Raw genomic sequence first — 16,446 nt, 5'->3', positions numbered from 1 at the left:
TTCGTTTTTAGAACGATAGATTGGTGGAGTGAAGATGCGCAGGCGATGGTTGCTCTGGGGATCACTGCTGTCCGTGGTGGTGCTCCTGCTCGGCGCGGGCGGCTGGGTGGTCTACCAGAACGAGTACGACCTCAAGGAGGAACGCGTCACCATCACCGGCGGCAAACAGCCGCTGCACGGCGTCCTCGCCCGCCCGACCGGCGGCCGCACCCCCGCCGGCCTGGTCGTCTTCGTCCACGGGGACGGCCCCACCAACGCCACCCACGACACCTTCTACCGGCCGATCTGGGAGGCGATCGCCAAGGCCGGCTACGCCTCCCTCTCCTGGGACAAGCCCGGCGTCGACGGCGCCCCCGGCAACTGGCTCGACCAGAGCATCCAGGACCGCGCCGACGAGACCGTCGCCGCGATCGACTGGGCAAAGAAGCGGCCCGGCATCGACCCCGCCCGGATCGGCCTCTGGGGCGCCAGCCAGGCCGGCTGGGTGATGCCCAAGGCCGCCCGGCAGTCCCCGGACGTCAGGTTCGTGATCGCCGTCGCCCCCGCCCTCAACTGGCTCCAGCAGGGCCGCTACAACCTGCTCGCCGAACTCAGGAAGAAGCACGCCACCCCGGCCGAGACCGCGGCCGCCATCGCGCGCAGCGACCGGAACCTCGCCGCCCTCCGGGCCGGCCAGACCTTCGAGCAGTACCGGGCCGGCGGCGGCGACGTCGACGGCCTCACCCCGCAGCGCTGGGACTTCAACCGCCGCAACCACACCTCCGACGCCAGCGACGACCTCGCCGCCCTCCGGGTGCCGGTCCTGCTCTTCCTCGGCGGGCGCGACATCAACGTCGACAGCGACGACACCGAGGCCGGCTACCGCAGGATCCTCACCGCGCCCGGCCAGCTCCGGGTCAAGCGCTACCCGGACGCCACGCACAACATCGTCCCCGAATCCGTCGAGGACTCGGAACTGGAGAGCACCTTCCTCGCGATCGCCGCACCCCGCTCGCTCTTCAGCCCCGGCTACCTCGACGAGCACCGCAGCTTCCTGACCTCGCTGGCTTCCTGACCTCGCTCGGGCAGCGCTGACGGCCCAGCCGCAAAGCCGGTGGACGCAGCCGGCGAAAGGAGAAACGACGATGAGAGTGCTCGCCCTCGGCGGAGCGGGAGCGATGGGCCGCGTCGCCGCCCGGGTCGCCGCCCGACTGCCCGGCGTCCACGAACTCGTGATCGCCGACCGCGATCCGGACGCCGCCCGCCGCACCGCCGCCGCCCTCGCCGGCGGCCCGGTGCCGGTCCGGGCCCGCCAGGTCGACGTCACCGACGGGGCGCAGCTGCACGCCGCCCTCGCGGAAGCCGACGCCGTCCTCAACACCGTCGGCCCGTACTACCGCTTCGGCCTGGGCGTGCTGCGCGCGGCGATCCGCACCGGCACCCACTACCTGGACATCTGCGACGACTGGGAACCCACCGTCGCCATGCTGGAACTCGACGGCGAGGCCCGCGCCGCCGGCGTCCGCGCCGTGATCGGCATGGGCGCCAGCCCCGGCGTCAGCAACCTGCTCGCCGTCCGGGCCGCCGCCCGCCTCGACAGCCTGACCGACCTCTACACCGCCTGGCCCGTCGACGCGGGCGCCGAACCCGACGACACCTCCCTGCGCGGACCGGACGGTGCCCCGCTGGCGGCCGCCGTCCACTGGATGCAACAGATCAGCGGCACGGTCGCGGTGGTCGACGGCGGCCGGATCGTCCAGCGGCCCCCGCTGCGGCCGGTCGCCCTCGACCTGCCCGGCGGCCACCGCGGCACCGCGTACACCGTCGGCCACCCCGAACCGGTCACCCTGCACCGCAGCCTGCGGCCCGGCGGCGCGGCCGCCAACCTCATGGTCGTCACCGCCAGGACGGCCGCCTACCTGGACGTCCTGCGGGACGACCTCGACGCCGGGCGCCTCGGCAACGAGACCGCCGCCGTCGACCTCGACCGCCCCACGCTGCGCCGCACCCTGCGGGCCGCCGCCCGCGCGGCCCGCTTCCCCGGCCCCGGCAGCCTCCCCGGCTTCTTCGCCGCCGCCACAGGCGGCCGCGAGGGCCGGCCGGTCACCGTCCTCGCCCGGCTCACCGGCGCCGAGGCCCTGCTCGGCGACATGGCCGAGAGCACCGGCGTGCCAGCGGCCCTCGGCCTCGCCCAGCTCCTGGACGGCGGCGTCCGCGCCCCGGGCGTCCACCCGCCCGAGGCGGCGATCGACGCCGAGCGCTTCTTCGCCGACCTGGCGCGCCACTGGCCGGGCGTCGGCGTCGTGGTGGAGGAGCGCCCGGGAGCGTGATCAAGAGACGCGGTCAGGAGGCGTGATCAGGGCGCGGGCGCCGGCGCCGGCGAGGTCAGGACACGACGCCCCAGCCCTGTCCGGGGGCGGCGCCGTCGGCCGCGTCCGTGGTCACGGTCGAACCCGCCGTGCCGGTGCGGGCGTTGAGGACCAGGCCGGTGGCGACGTTGGTGATGGTGAGCTTGCCGGTGGCGCCGTCCTGGGTGACCCGCCACTCCTGCCAGCGGTTGCCGGGCGAGTAGCCGAGCAGGTAGGCGCTGTTGCCGGGGTCGGTGCCGGCGGCGAGCACGGTGTGCGCGTGGGTGGCGGTGGCGCAGTTGTCGGCGATCCGCACGGTGCCGTCCGGGTTGCTGGTGAAGGTCCACTGCTCGGAGGTGTGCGTGGGCCACCAGGTGTTGACGTCGGCGACGGCGCCGAGCGGCGAGCTGCAGGTCCCCGCCACTTCCAGGACCAGGCCGCCACCGCCGCCGGCGCCGATCGCGTGGTAGCGGCCGTCGTCGACCACCGCGGCCGGCCCGGTGGCCGGCCGGGCGCTGAGCCGGTACAGCGCCACGCCGTGCGGGGCCACCGAGGCGCCGAGCGTGCCGGTGACGGTCGAACTCGCGCCCGTCCACAGCTCCTTGGCGGTGTAGCCGGGCCCGGTGAGGCCGAGTTCGCCGAGGCTGGTGCTCACCGTGCGGCTCGCGGCCGGGTCCTGGTTGACGAGCAGCACGGCGGTGTCGCCGTTCGCCAGCCGCCGCTGGAGGACGACCGGCGCGGTGGCGTTCGCGGGCTTGGCGCCGACCAGGGTGGCGGGCTTGGCCAGGGCGTCCTGGTCGATCGCTATGACGTCGCGGTTCTTCAGGACCGCCAGGCTAGCGGCGTCGATCCCGGTGGACCAGGTGTGGCCGTCCGCGCTGTGCTGGGACTGTGCGGCGGTGCGCAGGTCGGCGCCGGAGACCAGCGGGGCGGCGAGCATCGCGAGGACGGAGGTCTCGGTGCGGGACTCGTCGTCGGTGAACGGCTTGTGGCAGGTGCAGGTGTCGGTGGTGCCCCAGGCGCCGTAGACGTCCTGCCAGCCGGTGAACATCATGTCGAGGTCGTTCCAGCTGCCCGGGCGCACGTTGCCGGGGTACTGCAGCGCGGTCTGCAACTGCCCGTTCCAGAGCACCCCGTCGAGCTCGCTGTCGCGGTCGCCGCCGATCCGGCAGAGGTTGGCGACCTGGCCGCACCAGACGCCGGTCGGCGCGTAGCCGGGCGCCTGGAACGGCGCGGTGCCGGCGGCCTGCACGACCGGGTCGGTGCGCGCCGGGTCGTCGGCCGCGAGCAGGTACGGGACGCCGGTGTGGGCGGGCTGGGCGGAGACGCTGAGGGTGACCTTGGGCCGGCCCTGCGCGGCGGAGGCGGCGTCGAGGGCGCGCTGGAAGGTCTGGACGCGGGCGTAGATCGAGCGGGTGAGTTCCTTTCCCTCGCCCTGGGTGTAGTAGTTGTGGCCGTCCGGGCCGGTGATCTGCGGGCCGTAGGGGCAGTCGTCGTACTTGACGTAGTCGACGCCCCAGGAGACGAAGTCGCTCGCGTCGGTGCTCTCGTGGCCGAGGCTGCCGGGGTGCATCTGGCAGGTGAGGTAGGTGTCGGTGGCGTAGAGCCCGAACTTCATGCCCTTGCCGTGCGCGTACTGGGCGAGGTACTCGATGCCGTTGACGGTCCGCCCGTTGACGGTCTGCGCGGGGAAGTGGTCCGGGCGGGGGAGGAGGTGGCCGGTGGTGGGGTCGTTGCCGGTGCCGTCGGTGCCGCTGACGGGGTTCCCGGCGGCGTCCTGGAGCTGGAGGCCGCCGTCGGCGTTGCGGACCAGGTCGGTGGTCTGGCCGTCGCGGTGCCAGAGCGACCAGCCGTCGTCGATGGTGACGGTGTCGTAGCCGGCCGCCACCAGGCCGTTGGCGGCCATGAAGTCGATGGTCTGGACGACCTGGTCCTCGGTGACCTCGGTGCCGAGGGAGTTCCAGGAGTTCCACCCCATCGGCGGGGTGAGGGCGTTGCCGTTGCCCAGGGCGGCGGCGGGGGCGGCCGTGCCGAGCGTGAGGGCGCCGAGGCCGGTGGCGGCGAGGGCCAGCGCGAGCACGGGTGCCGCGAGGCGGTGGGGGATGTGGCGCATGCGCGCTCCTGAGGGTGTGGGGGTGGTGACGGTGCGTCGGGTGGAGCGGGGTGTGCGGCCGACCGGTTGGGGGCCGGTCGGCCGGAAGGGTGGTGCGCTGGGGGGGGTCAGTCCGTGACGGCGGCGCTCGCGGTGCGCCCGGGGGCGACGGTGACGGTGGCGTAGGTGTAGCTCACGCCGTCGACGGTCCTGGTGCGGGTGGGCCGGGCCTTGCCGTCGACGGTGATCCCGCCGTGCGGGCCGGCGAAGCGGGCCTCCCAGGTGAGCGGCGTACGGCCGGTGTTGGTGACGGTGCTGCTGCGGTGGCCGTCGTGCCGGACGGTGACCGAGCCCGCGCCGACCGGGATGTCGGCGACCTCCAGCCAGCCCATCGAGGCGGGCAGCCGGGAGGCGGTCACGAGGGTGTGCGCGGCGGCGTCGGGCTCGACGCCGAGCAGGCCCTGCACGGTCTGGCTCAGCAGCGTGAACGGGACCTCGGGGTAGTCGCCGTTGAGCAGCCGTCCGGTGGCGTGGAGCTGGTCGACGCCCTGGTAGATCTGCCGCATCCACTTCCAGGCGGTGTCGCCGTCATGGTTGGCGAAGAAGGCGTCGGGCAGGTAGGTGTAGGCCTCCAGGTTGGTCGAGCGCTGCGGGCCGGAGTCGGCGGCGTCGATGGCGGCGAGGAGGGCGTCCCGGCGCGGGCCGGGGTCGAGCAGCTGCTTGACCGGCATCAGCACGCTGGACTCGTAGCCCCAGCCGGTCACCGGCTTGCCGGTGGTGTCGTAGCCGTGCACGACCTCGCCGGGCTGCTGCCGGTCCACGCTCCAGGTGGTGTTGACGTAGTCGCGCAGCGCGGTGGCGGCCTGCCGGTAGCCGGTGGCGGCGGCGGTGTCGCCCTGGGCGGTGGCCAGGGTCGCGGCGGCGAGGTACGCCTGGTACTGGGCGCCGATCGCGTCACCGGCCTCGGCGTAGGTGCTGGTGGCGTTCTCGGCGTAGCTCGCGGTGCCGGAAAAGATGCTGCGGCTGGTGGCCTGGGGGATGGGGAGGCCGCCGTTGTCGACCGGGCCGGGGTGCTGGGCGATGAAGGGGCCGAGGGTGTTGCGGACGTAGCCGCTCAGCGCGGGGTCGTCGGCGTAGTCGCGGTCCCCGGTCCACCGGTAGGCCTCGCCGGCCTTCTCGACCAGCTCGAACGGCGCGGGCAGCTCGCGCACGAAGCGGTCGGGGCTCCGGTAGTCGATGCTGCCGTACGTCCTGGCGTCGAAGTTGAGCGCCCAGACCGGGTAGAGCTTGTTGGTCTCGGTGGCGGAGGCGGCGAACCCACGCAGCATGGTCTTGTTCTCGGCGTCCAGGCCGAGCAGGTGGGCGCCGCCCAGCTGGTGGGCGAAGTCGCGGCTGTAGAAGTCGGAGCGGAACGGGTAGCCGGCCCAGTAGGTGGTGTCGTAGGTGGTGGTGCCGGTGCCGCCGGGGTTGTTCTCGTCCTGGTTGAGCACGCCGGTGGTGCCGGCCTGCTGCACCCAGCTGTTGGCCTTGGTCTTGGCCCAGTCGAACAGGGCGACGACCTCCGGGTCCGAGGAGCTGATCCTCGGGTCGCTGGGGGCGGACGGGGCGACGACGGCGTCGTCCGCGTTGACCCAGCCGGTGGGGGAGGATCCGATGCCGAGGGTGAGCCGGTCGCCGGCCGCGACGTGCACCCGGGGCAGGGTGTACTTCGCGTAGACGGGCTGCTCGGGCAGGGTCAGCGAGCGGACCACGGTGCCGTTGACGCTGACCGAGAAGGTGCCGCCGGCGCCGCCGGTGGCGATCCAGGCGGACAGGTCGTAGCTGCCGGCGGTGACGGCGGTGACCTGCTGGGCGATCCGGTGGCCGGAGCCGGCGTCGAGGTAGGCGAGGCGGGTGCCGCCGTGCGGGTTGTTGGTGGCGACGCCGGTGTGGTCGGTGAACGTCCAGCCGTTCGTGCCCTGTTCGAAGCCGGGGTCGGTGAGGGTGAGCGGTTCGCTGCGGGTGAGGGTCCAGCGGTGGGCGGGCCGGGCGTCGCAGCGCCGGCGGTCGGCGGCGCTGCTCTGCTCGCGCTCGGCGGCGCCGTCCTGTTCGCGGTCTGCTGCGCTGTTCTGCCTGCGGTCGCCTGCCGTGGTGAGGCAGGCGCCGTGCGCGGCCAGGGTGTGACTCCCGCCCGGTGCCGGGGAGATGGCGAAGGTCTCGGCGGCGGGGTCGGTGCCGCAGTCGGCCGTGCCGGGGTGCCGCCCGGTGCCGTCGAGGGTCAGGCAGCGTCCGCTCGCGGCGTTGACCAGCCGGTAGCCGTCGGTGGTGCGGTGCAGCTGCCAGCGCTGGCTGAGCAGCCCCTGGCAGGCCGCGCCGACGACGGGCGTGCCGGCCGCCGACTGCGCGTACTGCGGGCCGAGGCAGCTGCCGTCCAGGGCGGAGCCGAGGACGTAGCCGCCGCCGTCGACCAGCGGGGCCGCGCCGTCGGCTCGGGCCGGTCCCGCGCCGACGGCCTGGACGGCGAGTACGGCCAGAACCGCTAAGCCCGAGGGCAGGGCGCGGACCGGTCGGCGGCGCGGGGCGCGGGTGGGGGGCATGGGGGCTCTCCTGTCGGACGGGTGGCGGTGCGTCAGGGGGCGGGGCGGCGTGCGCGGGCAGGGGTTTGAACGTTCAAATCCCTTGAGCGGCGCCGGGTGACATGTGCAATGTCACATGCCCATCCGAGCCGCGTCAACGGTCGGCGCACGGTCGGCTGCCGCCCTCCGGACTCGCCCTCCGGGTGCGCGCGCCGGGAGCCGGGGCCGCCCGGCGTCAGCGCGGTGCGGTGACCGGCGTCAGTGCAGGGCGGTGACCAGCATCAGCGCGGCCACGCCGAGCAGGGCGAACGCGAAGGCCCGTTGCAGGGTGCGCCCGCTGAGCCGGTCGGCGAGCCGCTTGCCGTCCCAGGCGCCGAGGATCGCAGCCCCAGTGAAGGGGGCGGCCACCGCCCAGTCGATGGCGCCGGTCGCGCCGAGCCGGGGCAGCAGAGCGGCCAGCGCGTTGGCGGTGATCACCAGCAGGCTGGTGCCCACCGCCTCGGCCATGGTGAAGGCGAGCACCGAGACCAGCGCGGGCACGGCGAGGAACCCGCCCCCGACACCCAGCAGCCCGGTGACCGCGCCGAGCCCGGCGCCGGTCGCCGTCGAGCGGCCCCACCCGGCGGCAGGGCGTTCCTGCGGAGCGGCCTTGGGCGGGACCAGCATCCGCCAGGCGGCCAGTCCGGCCAGCACCGCGAACGCGCCGGTCGGCAGCGCCCCGGGCAGGTGCGCCGAGAGCGCCCCGGCGGCCGTGGCGGCGGGCAGCCCGGCGGCGGCGAACAGCGCGCCGGTGCGCCAGCGGACCCGGCCCGCCCGGGCGTGCGCGAGCAGGCCGGTCAGCGAGGTCGCGGCGACGATCACCAGGGCGGCGGTGGTGGCCAGGGCCGGGCTGAAGCCGAGCAGGTAGACCAGCGCGGGGACGGCGAGCATGCTGCCGCCCCCGCCGAGGCCGCCGAGGGCGAGGCCGACCACGGCCCCGGCGGCCAGCGCCAGGAGCAGCGCGGTCATATCGCGTCCCCGGCGTCCCTGGAGTTCCCGCCGCTGCTGCTGTCGCCCGGAGTGGTGACCGGCAGTCCGGCGTGCTTCCAGGCGGTCATGCCGCCGACGACGTTCAGCACCTCGACGCCGCGCTCGGCGAGCAGCTGCGCCGCCCGTGCGGAGCGGTTGCCCGAGTGGCAGATCGCCAGGACGAGCCGTCCGCCCGCCTCGGGCGGGAGCGGTTCGCGGGCGGCCAGGGCGATCAGCGGCAGGTGGAGGGCGCCGGGGGCGTGGCCGGCCGTGAACTCGCCGCGCTCCCGGACGTCGAGCAGGACGGCTGCGCCGGCGCGGGCGAGCTGGTGGGCCTGAGCGGGGGTGGTCTGCCCGGGGTTGGGCGACAGCGGGGGCATGCGGTTCTCCGATGGTCTGGTGTGGCGTGGGCCGGCTCGCCGGGGGGTGTGAGCGCCTCCTTGGCGCCACCCGTCTCCGGTGGCGACGGCCGGTCCCGCGCAATGTCCACCATAGTACCCCTGGGGGTATTATCGACCTCGTTTGGCGATACCCCGCCCCGTATCAACCGTGGGGCGGCATGCTGGCACATATACCGGTGGGGGTATCGAAATCACGCCGAGGCGCCCGACGCCGCCCAGGAGGTTCCCCGTGTACTTCGCCCAGTTCTACCTCGACTGCCTCTCCCAGGCCTCGTACCTGATCGCCGACGAGCGCACCGGCCGCGCCGTCGTGGTCGACCCCCGCCGCGACGTCGACGAGTACGTCGCCGATGCCGAGGCCCGCGGCCTGACCGTCGAGGCCGTCATCAACACCCACTTCCACGCCGACTTCCTCGCCGGCCACCTCGAACTGGCCGACCGCACCGGCGCCTGGATCGGCTACGGCCGCCGGGCCGAGACCGAGTACCCGATCCGCAAGCTCGCCGACGGCGAACGGATCGAACTCGGCGACGTCGCCCTCCAAATCATGGAGACCCCCGGCCACACCCCGGAATCGATCAGCATCCTGGTCTACGAGCAGCCCGACGACACCGTCCCGTACGGCGTGCTCACCGGCGACGCCCTGTTCATCGGCGACGTCGGCCGCCCCGACCTGCTCGCCTCGTCCGGCGTCACCGCCGACGAACTCGGCGCCATGCTGTACGACAGCGTCCACCGCAAGCTGCTCGCTCTGCCCGACGAGACCCTCGTCTTCCCCGCCCACGGCGCCGGCTCCGCCTGTGGCAAGAACCTCTCCACCGAGAAGCGGTCCACCATCGGCCGCGAGCGCGCCACCAACTACGCCTGCCAGCCCATGGACCAGGACACCTTCGTCCGCATCGTCACCGCCGGCCAGTCCGTGGCCCCCGCCTACTTCGGCCACGACGCCGCCCTCAACCGGCAGGATCACCCGCTGCTCGACCGCACCAACCCCGCCCGCCCCCTGTGCCCCGAGGGCTTCAAGGAGGCCCGTACCGCAGGCGCCGTCGTCCTCGACGCCCGCAGTCCCCAGGAGTTCGGCGCCGGACACCTCCGCGGTGCCATCAACGTCCCCGTCGACGGCCGCTTCGCCGAACAGGCCGGCACCGTCCTCACCCCCGACGGCAACCTTGCGATCATCGCCCCGCAGGACCGCGAGGCCGAGGTCATCACCCGCCTCGCCCGCATCGGCTTCGACCACATCGCCGGCTACCTGAGCAACCCCGACAACGCCCTGCCCGCCCTCGCCGACGACCTCACCCCCGCCAGCCGCCTCACCGCCGACCAACTCCGCACCGCACTCGCCGACGAACAGCCCCCCACCGTCCTGGACGTCCGCACCTGCGGCGAACGCGAAACCGGCTCCATCGAAGAATCCCTGCACATCCCCCTGACCGAACTCCCCAGCCGCCTCGACGAGATCCCCACCGACCACCCCCTGGTCGTCCACTGCGCCGGCGGCCACCGCTCCTCCATCGCCGCCAGCCTGCTGCGCCACCACGGCCACACCGACGTCTCCGACCTCCTCGGCGGCTACACCGCCTGGCACACCCTCACCCACCCCACCCTGGACTGAACCCAGCCCTCTCGGCGCACCTTCGCCGGCATCTACCTGGACTGACGAGCGGTATTGCATCCGATGCAACATTCATCGGATGCTGCGAACGGCCTCGGCCTGGGGCTTCATCAATCGGAGATTCGATGCTTTCGCTGCATGTTCGATATGGCGCCCATGTGAGTGAAATGCGCATGTTGTGCCGTTTCGTGGCGTTGGGGTGCGCTTTGCTGACGCTGATCCCGGATCGGGAACAGTGCCAGAAGAAGAGAGACAGCCGTGAGCGTGGAGTCCATGAAGCGTGGGAAGAAGCGGACCGTCGGGTCGTTGGCGGTGGCGATGGTGGTCCTGTGCGCTTCGCCCGCCACCGCGGCGGTGACCTTCACCGAGCACAACACGCCCAACAGCCCGGGTGCCATCACCAAGGGGGCGGACGGCAACCTGTGGTTCCTTGAGCCGGGTGTCGGTAACGTCGCCAAGATGACCACGGCGGGGACCGTGACCGAGTACCAGGTGCCCACCCAGAACGCCACCCTGACCGCGATCGCCGGCGGAGCGGACGGCAACGTCTGGTTCACCGAGTACGACGGCCAGAAGATCGGGAAGATCACCCCCGCCGGCGCCATCACCGAGTACAACCTGCCCCAGGGCCAGAACTCGCCCGAGCCCAACGGCATCACCGCCGGGCCGGACGGCAACATGTGGTTCATCGACTGCAACAACTACCAGATCGGGAAGATCACCCCGTCCGGCGTCATCACCGAGTACGCCATCGCCTACTACCCGGGTGAGATCACCACCGGTCCGGACGGCAACCTGTGGTGGACCGCTCCCAACAACAGCGGCCTCATGAAGACCACCACCGCGGGCGTCACCACCAAGTACACCGTGCCCAACATCACCTGGCAGTCCTACATGCAGGGGATCACCGGCGGCCCGGACGGCAACGTGTGGTTCACCGCGTACGGCGCCAACAAGATCGGGAAGATCACCCCCTCGGGCGCCATCACCCAGTACAACGTCAGCGCGCCTGGGGAGATCACCAGCGCCCCGGACGGCAACCTCTGGTTCACCGAGCCCGGCAACAACAAGGTCGGGAAGATCACCCCCGCAGGCACCGTCACCCAGTACAGCCCGCCCACCGCGAACGCCGGGCCGAGCTACCTCACCACCGGCCCCGACAACAAGGTGTGGACCACCTACGGCAACGTCAACAAGGTCGCCAGCGTCACAACGAGCTGAGCCCAGCCGACCCGGCCCGCGCTCGCGACCCGACTAGAGCCTGCGCGGGCCGCGGGGCCACTCGGTACGGTGCTCGGGCCCGGAACACGCCGGGGTCATGGGCGGCGAGCGCGTCGAGGTACACCTGTACTGGTGGAAAGAAGCCCTGTGGCACGTACTTCGGGCGTGCACTGTGCTCTTCCTTGCCGTCTTCGGATGCCGGCGCAGGTGGACCGGGAGGCCGGGGTGTCCGTACGGGCGCCCCGGCCTCCCGGACAAGAAGGTCGTGACCGCACTGCTTCGTCCAGTCAGACAGCAGCAGTCGAGAGGAAAGGAACGGAGATTCCCGACCGGACTCAGGCGCCGGGGTTGTACAGGGGGGCCATGGGGATGAACTCTCGGCTCGGTGCCGCGACGTATCCGAGGCCCTCCCGGGCGGCGTTGGCCAGCAGGCCGTTGTCCTGATGGGCCGACCATGCGCACAGTCCGCCGAGACCGGTCGTGGCGGCGAACTTGCCCTTGCGCATGACGCTGCGCGGGGTGTCGAGCGAGATGTAGTGGCCGTTGGCCAGGAGTGTGTCGGCGTCGGCCTCCTGGTCGGTCAGCAGGGCGAAGCCGTTCTTCCCGGCGGCCCGGCCGTGCTCCAGGTCGAGGTAGTTGGCGACGGCGTCATAGAAGCCGACGACGCCGTGGGCGAACGTTCCCAGCGCGGCCGACGTGCCGGCGTGCGTCCCGGTGGCGGGGTCCGCGTTGGTGACAGCACGGCCGTAGCACGCATACCCGAGGTGGATCTTCCCTGGGTGGATGCCTTCTTCCTGGACGAGGTACTCGACCAGCTTCTGCGCCGACACCTGGTCCGGGTTCCGGGACGTCAGGTTGGCAAGGTGGCCAAGCGGCTCCTTCTCTCCGCCCCGGAAGAAGTCGACGGCTTTGAGGGAGACAGAGTCCAGGCCAACACGCACGAGGTCTCCCAGGCGCGCGGCACGCAGGTCGTCGATCCCGGCGGCGGGAACCGCGATGCTGATCGACTTGCGCCTCCTTGTCCCGAAGGCCCTGTCGCAGGCTTGCCGCAGTTCCCTCACGACTAGGGCGTAGGCGTCTCGCGTGGCCGCGTCCGGGAGAGTGCGAGCCTTCCCGTCCACGCTGTCCCAGGCCAGCTCCACTTCACTGAACATGGGGAACCGGTTGAAGAAGTCGACGACGCCGGCGGTGAAGGCGGCCCGCTTCTGCGCGTCGCCGGCCACAGAGGCGAGAGTGCCCGAGGGTCCGGCATCGGTGATGCTGAACGCGAGCTCCAGCTTGTGGCCCGCACGCTTCGCACGCTGCTGCAGGTTGCGCAGGCCGCCCAGCACGCCGGACGCAGCCTCCTGGTTGTAGTACGCCAGGAACGTCTTGTAGGAAGCGTCCCGGCGGTCCGAGGCCGGCAGGTCCACGTTCCGTGTCACGCCGAGGTCACCGAAGGGGTCAACGGGTACGACGTGCCCCGAACCGATCGGCTCCTGCCCGTCGGTCTGCGAGTTCCAGCCGTCCCTGACCGCGGCTACCTGCGGCTGTTGCGGCTCGACGTCGCCGAGCACCGCCAGGTGTCCGAAGACGATGCGGTCGTACGCAGTCGCGGGGATGCCCACCAGGTCGAAGCCGTAGCCCGGCTCATCCGGCCTCTCGTCATCCGAGCTCGCGTCACCCAGCCGTTCAGGGGCCAGCCGCCCGTCGTAGTGGAACCCGGAGGCCAGGTACGCCGAGAGCCGCATGCCGGCGCTCTCAGGTGATTCGGAGTCGTACCCGTTGTAGGCCGGGACGCACACCCGGGTCGAGGTGTACGACAGGGCAGTCCCTGTCCCCTCCGGTTTGTAGCCGTGAGCCTCGTAGGTATCCGTGGTCAACAGATCTGCCTGCAGAAGGACTTTCTGATCTTCAGTCATGCGGCAGAGTGTAGTGACGCGGACATGTGGAGGGTCGACCTTCGCCTACTTCGAGCAGACCGCGAGGTACGCGCCGTGTTCCCCGAGTCAGTCCGGTCCCCGCCCGCGTCTGCCCCTGGGAACTTCATCGTGATCGGCTCGATCACCAGCGGTGGGAAGGCCTCGGATGAGGAGCCGCCGTTGCACGTCGCTGTCGACCTTCGGAACGTGCCGGTGCACGCTGCGCGTCGGGCAGCTTCTCGTCCGTAGTCCTCCGCGATCATGCCGACGGTGCAGCCGTGCCACGTGACCGGCCGCCGGGCCTCACTCGAACGGGTGAGGCCCCGGCTGTCGTTCCCATGGCCGGTGCACCACGTTGATCACTCACCGCCACGCGTCGTGGCCGGGTAGGCGGCGGCGGACAGTCGGACTTCGTCGGGAAGCTGCTGGTTTCCTGCTGGACCGGGCTGCTTGGGATCAGGGTGCCATTCTTGGCGGGCGGGCCGTCAGCCGGTGGCGCGCTGGGCCCGGTGGGCGGCGACCCGCACCCGGGTGGCGCAGCGCGGGGTGCAGAAGCGCTGCGGGGTGCGGCGGCCGGTGTCGATGAAGAACCGGTCGCAGTCGGGGGCGGCGCACTCTCCCCAGGCGCAGGTGCCGCGCTCGCTGAGCCACAGGCCGAGGGCCAGGGCGGAGGTGGAGAGCAGCCAGTGGGTGAGGCCGGCGGACGGGGGCGCCTGGGTGTGCATCGACCAGGGGCGGCCGGGGAGGCGGACGAGGCGGGGGCGGGCCGGGTAGCGGTCGAGCAGGGTGTTGATCGCTTCTGCCGCCTCGTCCTCGTCGTGGAGGGCGAGGATGCCGATCAGCGGGGCGGTGGCCTCGCGCAGTTCGCGGGCGTCGGCGTCGGTGAGGCGGAAGGGCGGGCCTCCGTGGCGTTCCAGGAGGGCTTGCAGGTCGGCGGCGCCCGCTTCGGGCTCGGCGCGGACGGTGTTCGCGAGCTCGGTGACGAAGTGGAGGCCGCGGGGGTTGCCGCCGTCGTGGTCCTGGGTCATGGGTGTGCCCCTTCCGATCGTTTGCGCACCCCATGGTAACGTCGAAATCCAATATTAGGCGTTACGAAGGAGTGGTATGCGATTCCCGGCAACGACGCCCGTCCTGATCGTCGGCGCAGGCCCGGTCGGCCTGACCATGTCGCTCCTGCTCTCCGGGTACGGCGTGCCGCACCTGCTCGTCGAGGCGCACCAGGGCACCTCCCGCCACCCCAAGGCCCGTGGCGTGTCCGCGCGTTCGATGGAGATCTTCCGCAGGCTCGGACTGGAGGCCGACATCCGGCAGGCCGGGCTCCCGGCCTCGCACGTCTTCTTCTACCGCGGCCGCGACCTCGTCGACCCGGACTTCGTACGCACCGGCGTGGCCGGCGCCCCGGACGGCGGCGCCGAGCGCACCCCGTCGCCGGGGCTCGTCTGCTCGCAGGACGCCCTGGAGGCCGTGCTGCTGCGCCGGGCCCGTGAACTCGCCCCGGACGGCGTGCGGTTCGCCACCCGGCTGCTCTCGCTTGCCGAGACTGCCGCTGCCACCACAGCCGCAGGCGGCGGCGAGGGCGTGCACGCGATGCTGGAGGACCGGGCCACCGGCGACCGGCACACCGTGCGCGCCGACTGGCTGATCGGCTGCGACGGCGCGGCGAGCACCGTCCGCACCGGCGCCGGGATCGCCATGGCAGGGCCGACCGGCCTCGGCCACTTCCTCAGCATCCGCTTCGAGGCGCCGCTCGGCGAGGTCGTCGCCGACCGGGCCAGCGCGTCCTACTTCCTCACCGAGCCCGGCCGCGGTGGCTTCCTGGCCGTGGACAACGACCGGCACTGGATCTACCAGCACCCCTACGACCCCGGGCGCGCCGACCTCGCCGACCTCCTCGGCGACCACCGGCAGCTGGCCCGGCTGGTGCGCGACGCCGCCGGACTGCCCGACCTCGACGTCACGGTCCGGGACACCCAGACCTGGCGCCTGGACGCCCGACTCGCCGACACCTACCGCCGGTCACGGGTCCTGATCGCGGGAGACGCGGCCCATGTGACGCCCCCCACCGGCGGGCACGGCATGAACACCGGCATCGGCGACGCCGACAACCTGGCCTGGAAGCTCGCCGCTGTCGTGGCCGGGTCGGCCGGCGAGGCGCTGCTGGACACCTACCAGGCCGAGCGCCGCCCCGTCGCCCGACAGGTCATCGACCTGTCCCTCGCCAACTCCCGTGCCCGCACCGGCTACCGGATCGATGACGAGCTGCTGCTCACCGCGGCCTACCGCTCCACCGCCGTCCACGCCGACCCCGACGCCCCCGCCCGCCCGCCGCTGGACCCGGACGGCGAGCACCCCGACGGCGGGCCCGGCGGCCGGCTCCCGCACCTGCGCCCGGCCGGACTCCCCGGGGCTACGTCGACGCTCGACCTCGTCGGCCCCGGCTTCACCCTGCTCACAGCCGCCGGCGACCCCGCCTGGCAACGCCAGGCCGACACTGCCGCGGCGGCAGGCCTGCCCGTCGTGCTGCGGCCACTGCCCGCCGCCGACTGGCCCGGCCTCTCCGGCCTCCCCGCCACGGGCGCTCTCCTCACCCGCCCCGACGGCCACATCGCCTGGCATGCGCCCCACCCGCCCGCCGACGACACCGAGTTGCGGGAAGTCCTGCGGCGGATCCTGTCGGCGTAGGCGGCCGACCCGACGCCATCGGCTGATCCGGCGCCACTGGTCGGGACCGTCACCAGACGCCGGCGGAGCACGACCGCGTCACGGTCGACGCCGACCCGCGCGGATACGTCCGCCGGCAGGACCGGCTCTGGCGCGACGTCAGGCCGTAGCCGCCGCCTCCGGCTCCAGCAGCTGGTCCAGCACCCGGCCGAAGACCAGGCGCCCGGCGCGGGCCACGAGCGGGTCGAACAGCGCGGGCAGGCCAGCGACCCGGAGTTCCTCCGTCCAGCTCACCTGGGATCCGCCGGTCTCCCCGGCCTGCCCGGCGTCCTGACCGGGGGCCCGCACACGCAGTTCGGCCCAGCCGAGCACCAGCCGGCCCCGCTTCTCCAGCCGGCACAGCCCGTCGCGCCCGGCCGCAGGGGCGGTCAGGTCGACGATCTCCATCGGGTCGTCGAACCGGAACGGTCCGATGACCGTCCGGGCCAGGATGGCGTCCCCCGCCCGCCCGCCACCGCCCCGCACCACGGTGACCCGGGTGAACGGCACCCGGTCCCCGTGCCGGGGCCAGGCGGTCAGCCGCTCCCAGCAGACTGCCGGGGGCAGGGGCGAACGGCGGGTCAGGACGAAGCGGGCCATGCCTCACGGTACGGCTGCCAGCGGCG

The 16,446-nt window shown here is 72.9% G+C and carries 12 protein-coding genes; 5 read left to right on the top strand and 7 right to left on the bottom strand.

Features of this window, described 5'->3' with window-relative positions; genetic code table 11:
* The first annotated feature begins 34 nt into the window (after positions 1–34).
* Together ACFWPT_RS27615 and ACFWPT_RS27610 are read left to right on the top strand one after the other, a co-directional pair.
* On the top strand, positions 35–1,054 hold the full coding sequence (locus ACFWPT_RS27615; protein ID WP_380485016.1) for an alpha/beta hydrolase family protein: 1,020 nt from the start codon (positions 35–37) through the stop codon (positions 1,052–1,054).
* A gap of 70 nt (positions 1,055–1,124) precedes the next feature.
* On the top strand, positions 1,125–2,309 hold the full coding sequence (locus tag ACFWPT_RS27610) for a saccharopine dehydrogenase family protein (RefSeq protein WP_380485014.1): 1,185 nt from the start codon (positions 1,125–1,127) through the stop codon (positions 2,307–2,309).
* Positions 2,310–2,364: 55 nt separating this feature from the next.
* Here ACFWPT_RS27610 and ACFWPT_RS27605 read toward each other — a convergent pair whose 3' ends face one another.
* From ACFWPT_RS27605 to ACFWPT_RS27590, 4 genes are all read right to left on the bottom strand, one after another.
* Complete coding sequence (locus ACFWPT_RS27605) at positions 2,365–4,440, bottom strand: hypothetical protein (RefSeq protein WP_380373663.1); 2,076 nt, start codon at positions 4,438–4,440, stop codon at positions 2,365–2,367.
* 107 nt (positions 4,441–4,547) lie between these two features.
* Complete coding sequence (locus tag ACFWPT_RS27600; protein WP_380485012.1) at positions 4,548–6,995, bottom strand: RICIN domain-containing protein; 2,448 nt, start codon at positions 6,993–6,995, stop codon at positions 4,548–4,550.
* 237 nt (positions 6,996–7,232) lie between these two features.
* Positions 7,233–7,982 carry a sulfite exporter TauE/SafE family protein gene (locus tag ACFWPT_RS27595; protein ID WP_380485010.1) on the bottom strand — a complete coding sequence of 250 codons (750 nt, stop codon included), beginning with the start codon at positions 7,980–7,982 and terminating at the stop codon, positions 7,233–7,235.
* Positions 7,979–8,362, bottom strand: coding sequence for a rhodanese-like domain-containing protein (locus ACFWPT_RS27590; protein ID WP_380485008.1), 384 nt, complete (start codon positions 8,360–8,362; stop codon positions 7,979–7,981). The genes ACFWPT_RS27595 and ACFWPT_RS27590 overlap by 4 nt, the downstream gene beginning before the upstream one ends.
* A gap of 250 nt (positions 8,363–8,612) precedes the next feature.
* On the opposite strand from ACFWPT_RS27590, the gene ACFWPT_RS27585 reads away from it, so the two are divergent.
* Both ACFWPT_RS27585 and ACFWPT_RS27580 read left to right on the top strand, forming a co-directional pair.
* Positions 8,613–9,998, top strand: coding sequence for a rhodanese-like domain-containing protein (locus ACFWPT_RS27585; protein ID WP_380485006.1), 1,386 nt, complete (start codon positions 8,613–8,615; stop codon positions 9,996–9,998).
* 273 nt (positions 9,999–10,271) lie between these two features.
* The gene (locus ACFWPT_RS27580) at positions 10,272–11,219 is read left to right on the top strand and encodes a hypothetical protein (RefSeq protein ID WP_380373674.1); all 948 of its coding nucleotides are present in this window, start codon (positions 10,272–10,274) and stop codon (positions 11,217–11,219) included.
* 335 nt (positions 11,220–11,554) lie between these two features.
* Here the strand turns inward: ACFWPT_RS27580 and ACFWPT_RS27575 are convergent, their stop codons facing one another.
* Entirely contained in the window at positions 11,555–13,120 is a 1,566-nt protein-coding gene (locus ACFWPT_RS27575) for a glycosyl hydrolase family 18 protein (protein WP_380485004.1), read from the bottom strand.
* Positions 13,121–13,605: 485 nt separating this feature from the next.
* Positions 13,606–14,148, bottom strand: coding sequence for a CGNR zinc finger domain-containing protein (locus tag ACFWPT_RS27570; RefSeq protein WP_380485002.1), 543 nt, complete (start codon positions 14,146–14,148; stop codon positions 13,606–13,608).
* A gap of 76 nt (positions 14,149–14,224) precedes the next feature.
* Here ACFWPT_RS27570 and ACFWPT_RS27565 point away from each other — a divergent pair, with 76 nt between their 5' ends.
* Positions 14,225–15,802 carry an FAD-dependent monooxygenase gene (locus ACFWPT_RS27565; RefSeq protein WP_380485000.1) on the top strand — a complete coding sequence of 526 codons (1,578 nt, stop codon included), beginning with the start codon at positions 14,225–14,227 and terminating at the stop codon, positions 15,800–15,802.
* A gap of 138 nt (positions 15,803–15,940) precedes the next feature.
* Here the strand turns inward: ACFWPT_RS27565 and ACFWPT_RS27560 are convergent, their stop codons facing one another.
* Positions 15,941–16,420 (bottom strand): SRPBCC family protein, encoded by a 480-nt coding sequence (locus ACFWPT_RS27560; RefSeq protein WP_380484998.1) that lies wholly within the window; start codon positions 16,418–16,420, stop codon positions 15,941–15,943.
* Between the last annotated feature and the right edge of the window lie 26 nt (positions 16,421–16,446).

The sequence above is a fragment of the Kitasatospora sp. NPDC058478 genome (genome assembly GCF_042720345.1).
GTDB lineage: Bacteria > Actinomycetota > Actinomycetes > Streptomycetales > Streptomycetaceae > Kitasatospora.
The sequence above is the reverse complement of the archived record's forward strand: the minus strand, read 5'-3'. Positions and strand labels throughout refer to the sequence as shown.

Bases quoted from the DNA above. Each gene is read 5' to 3' on its own strand.
- ACFWPT_RS27615 (WP_380485016.1), top strand. From the start codon at position 35: ATGCGCAGGCGATGGTTGCTCTGGGGATCACTGCTGTCCGTGGTGGTG.
- ACFWPT_RS27610 (WP_380485014.1), top strand. From the start codon at position 1,125: ATGAGAGTGCTCGCCCTCGGCGGAGCGGGAGCGATGGGCCGCGTCGCC.
- ACFWPT_RS27605 (WP_380373663.1), bottom strand. From the start codon at position 4,440: ATGCGCCACATCCCCCACCGCCTCGCGGCACCCGTGCTCGCGCTGGCC.
- ACFWPT_RS27600 (WP_380485012.1), bottom strand. From the start codon at position 6,995: ATGCCCCCCACCCGCGCCCCGCGCCGCCGACCGGTCCGCGCCCTGCCC.
- ACFWPT_RS27595 (WP_380485010.1), bottom strand. From the start codon at position 7,982: ATGACCGCGCTGCTCCTGGCGCTGGCCGCCGGGGCCGTGGTCGGCCTC.
- ACFWPT_RS27590 (WP_380485008.1), bottom strand. From the start codon at position 8,362: ATGCCCCCGCTGTCGCCCAACCCCGGGCAGACCACCCCCGCTCAGGCC.
- ACFWPT_RS27580 (WP_380373674.1), top strand. From the start codon at position 10,272: ATGAAGCGTGGGAAGAAGCGGACCGTCGGGTCGTTGGCGGTGGCGATG.
- ACFWPT_RS27575 (WP_380485004.1), bottom strand. From the start codon at position 13,120: ATGACTGAAGATCAGAAAGTCCTTCTGCAGGCAGATCTGTTGACCACG.
- ACFWPT_RS27570 (WP_380485002.1), bottom strand. From the start codon at position 14,148: ATGACCCAGGACCACGACGGCGGCAACCCCCGCGGCCTCCACTTCGTC.
- ACFWPT_RS27565 (WP_380485000.1), top strand. From the start codon at position 14,225: ATGCGATTCCCGGCAACGACGCCCGTCCTGATCGTCGGCGCAGGCCCG.
- ACFWPT_RS27560 (WP_380484998.1), bottom strand. From the start codon at position 16,420: ATGGCCCGCTTCGTCCTGACCCGCCGTTCGCCCCTGCCCCCGGCAGTC.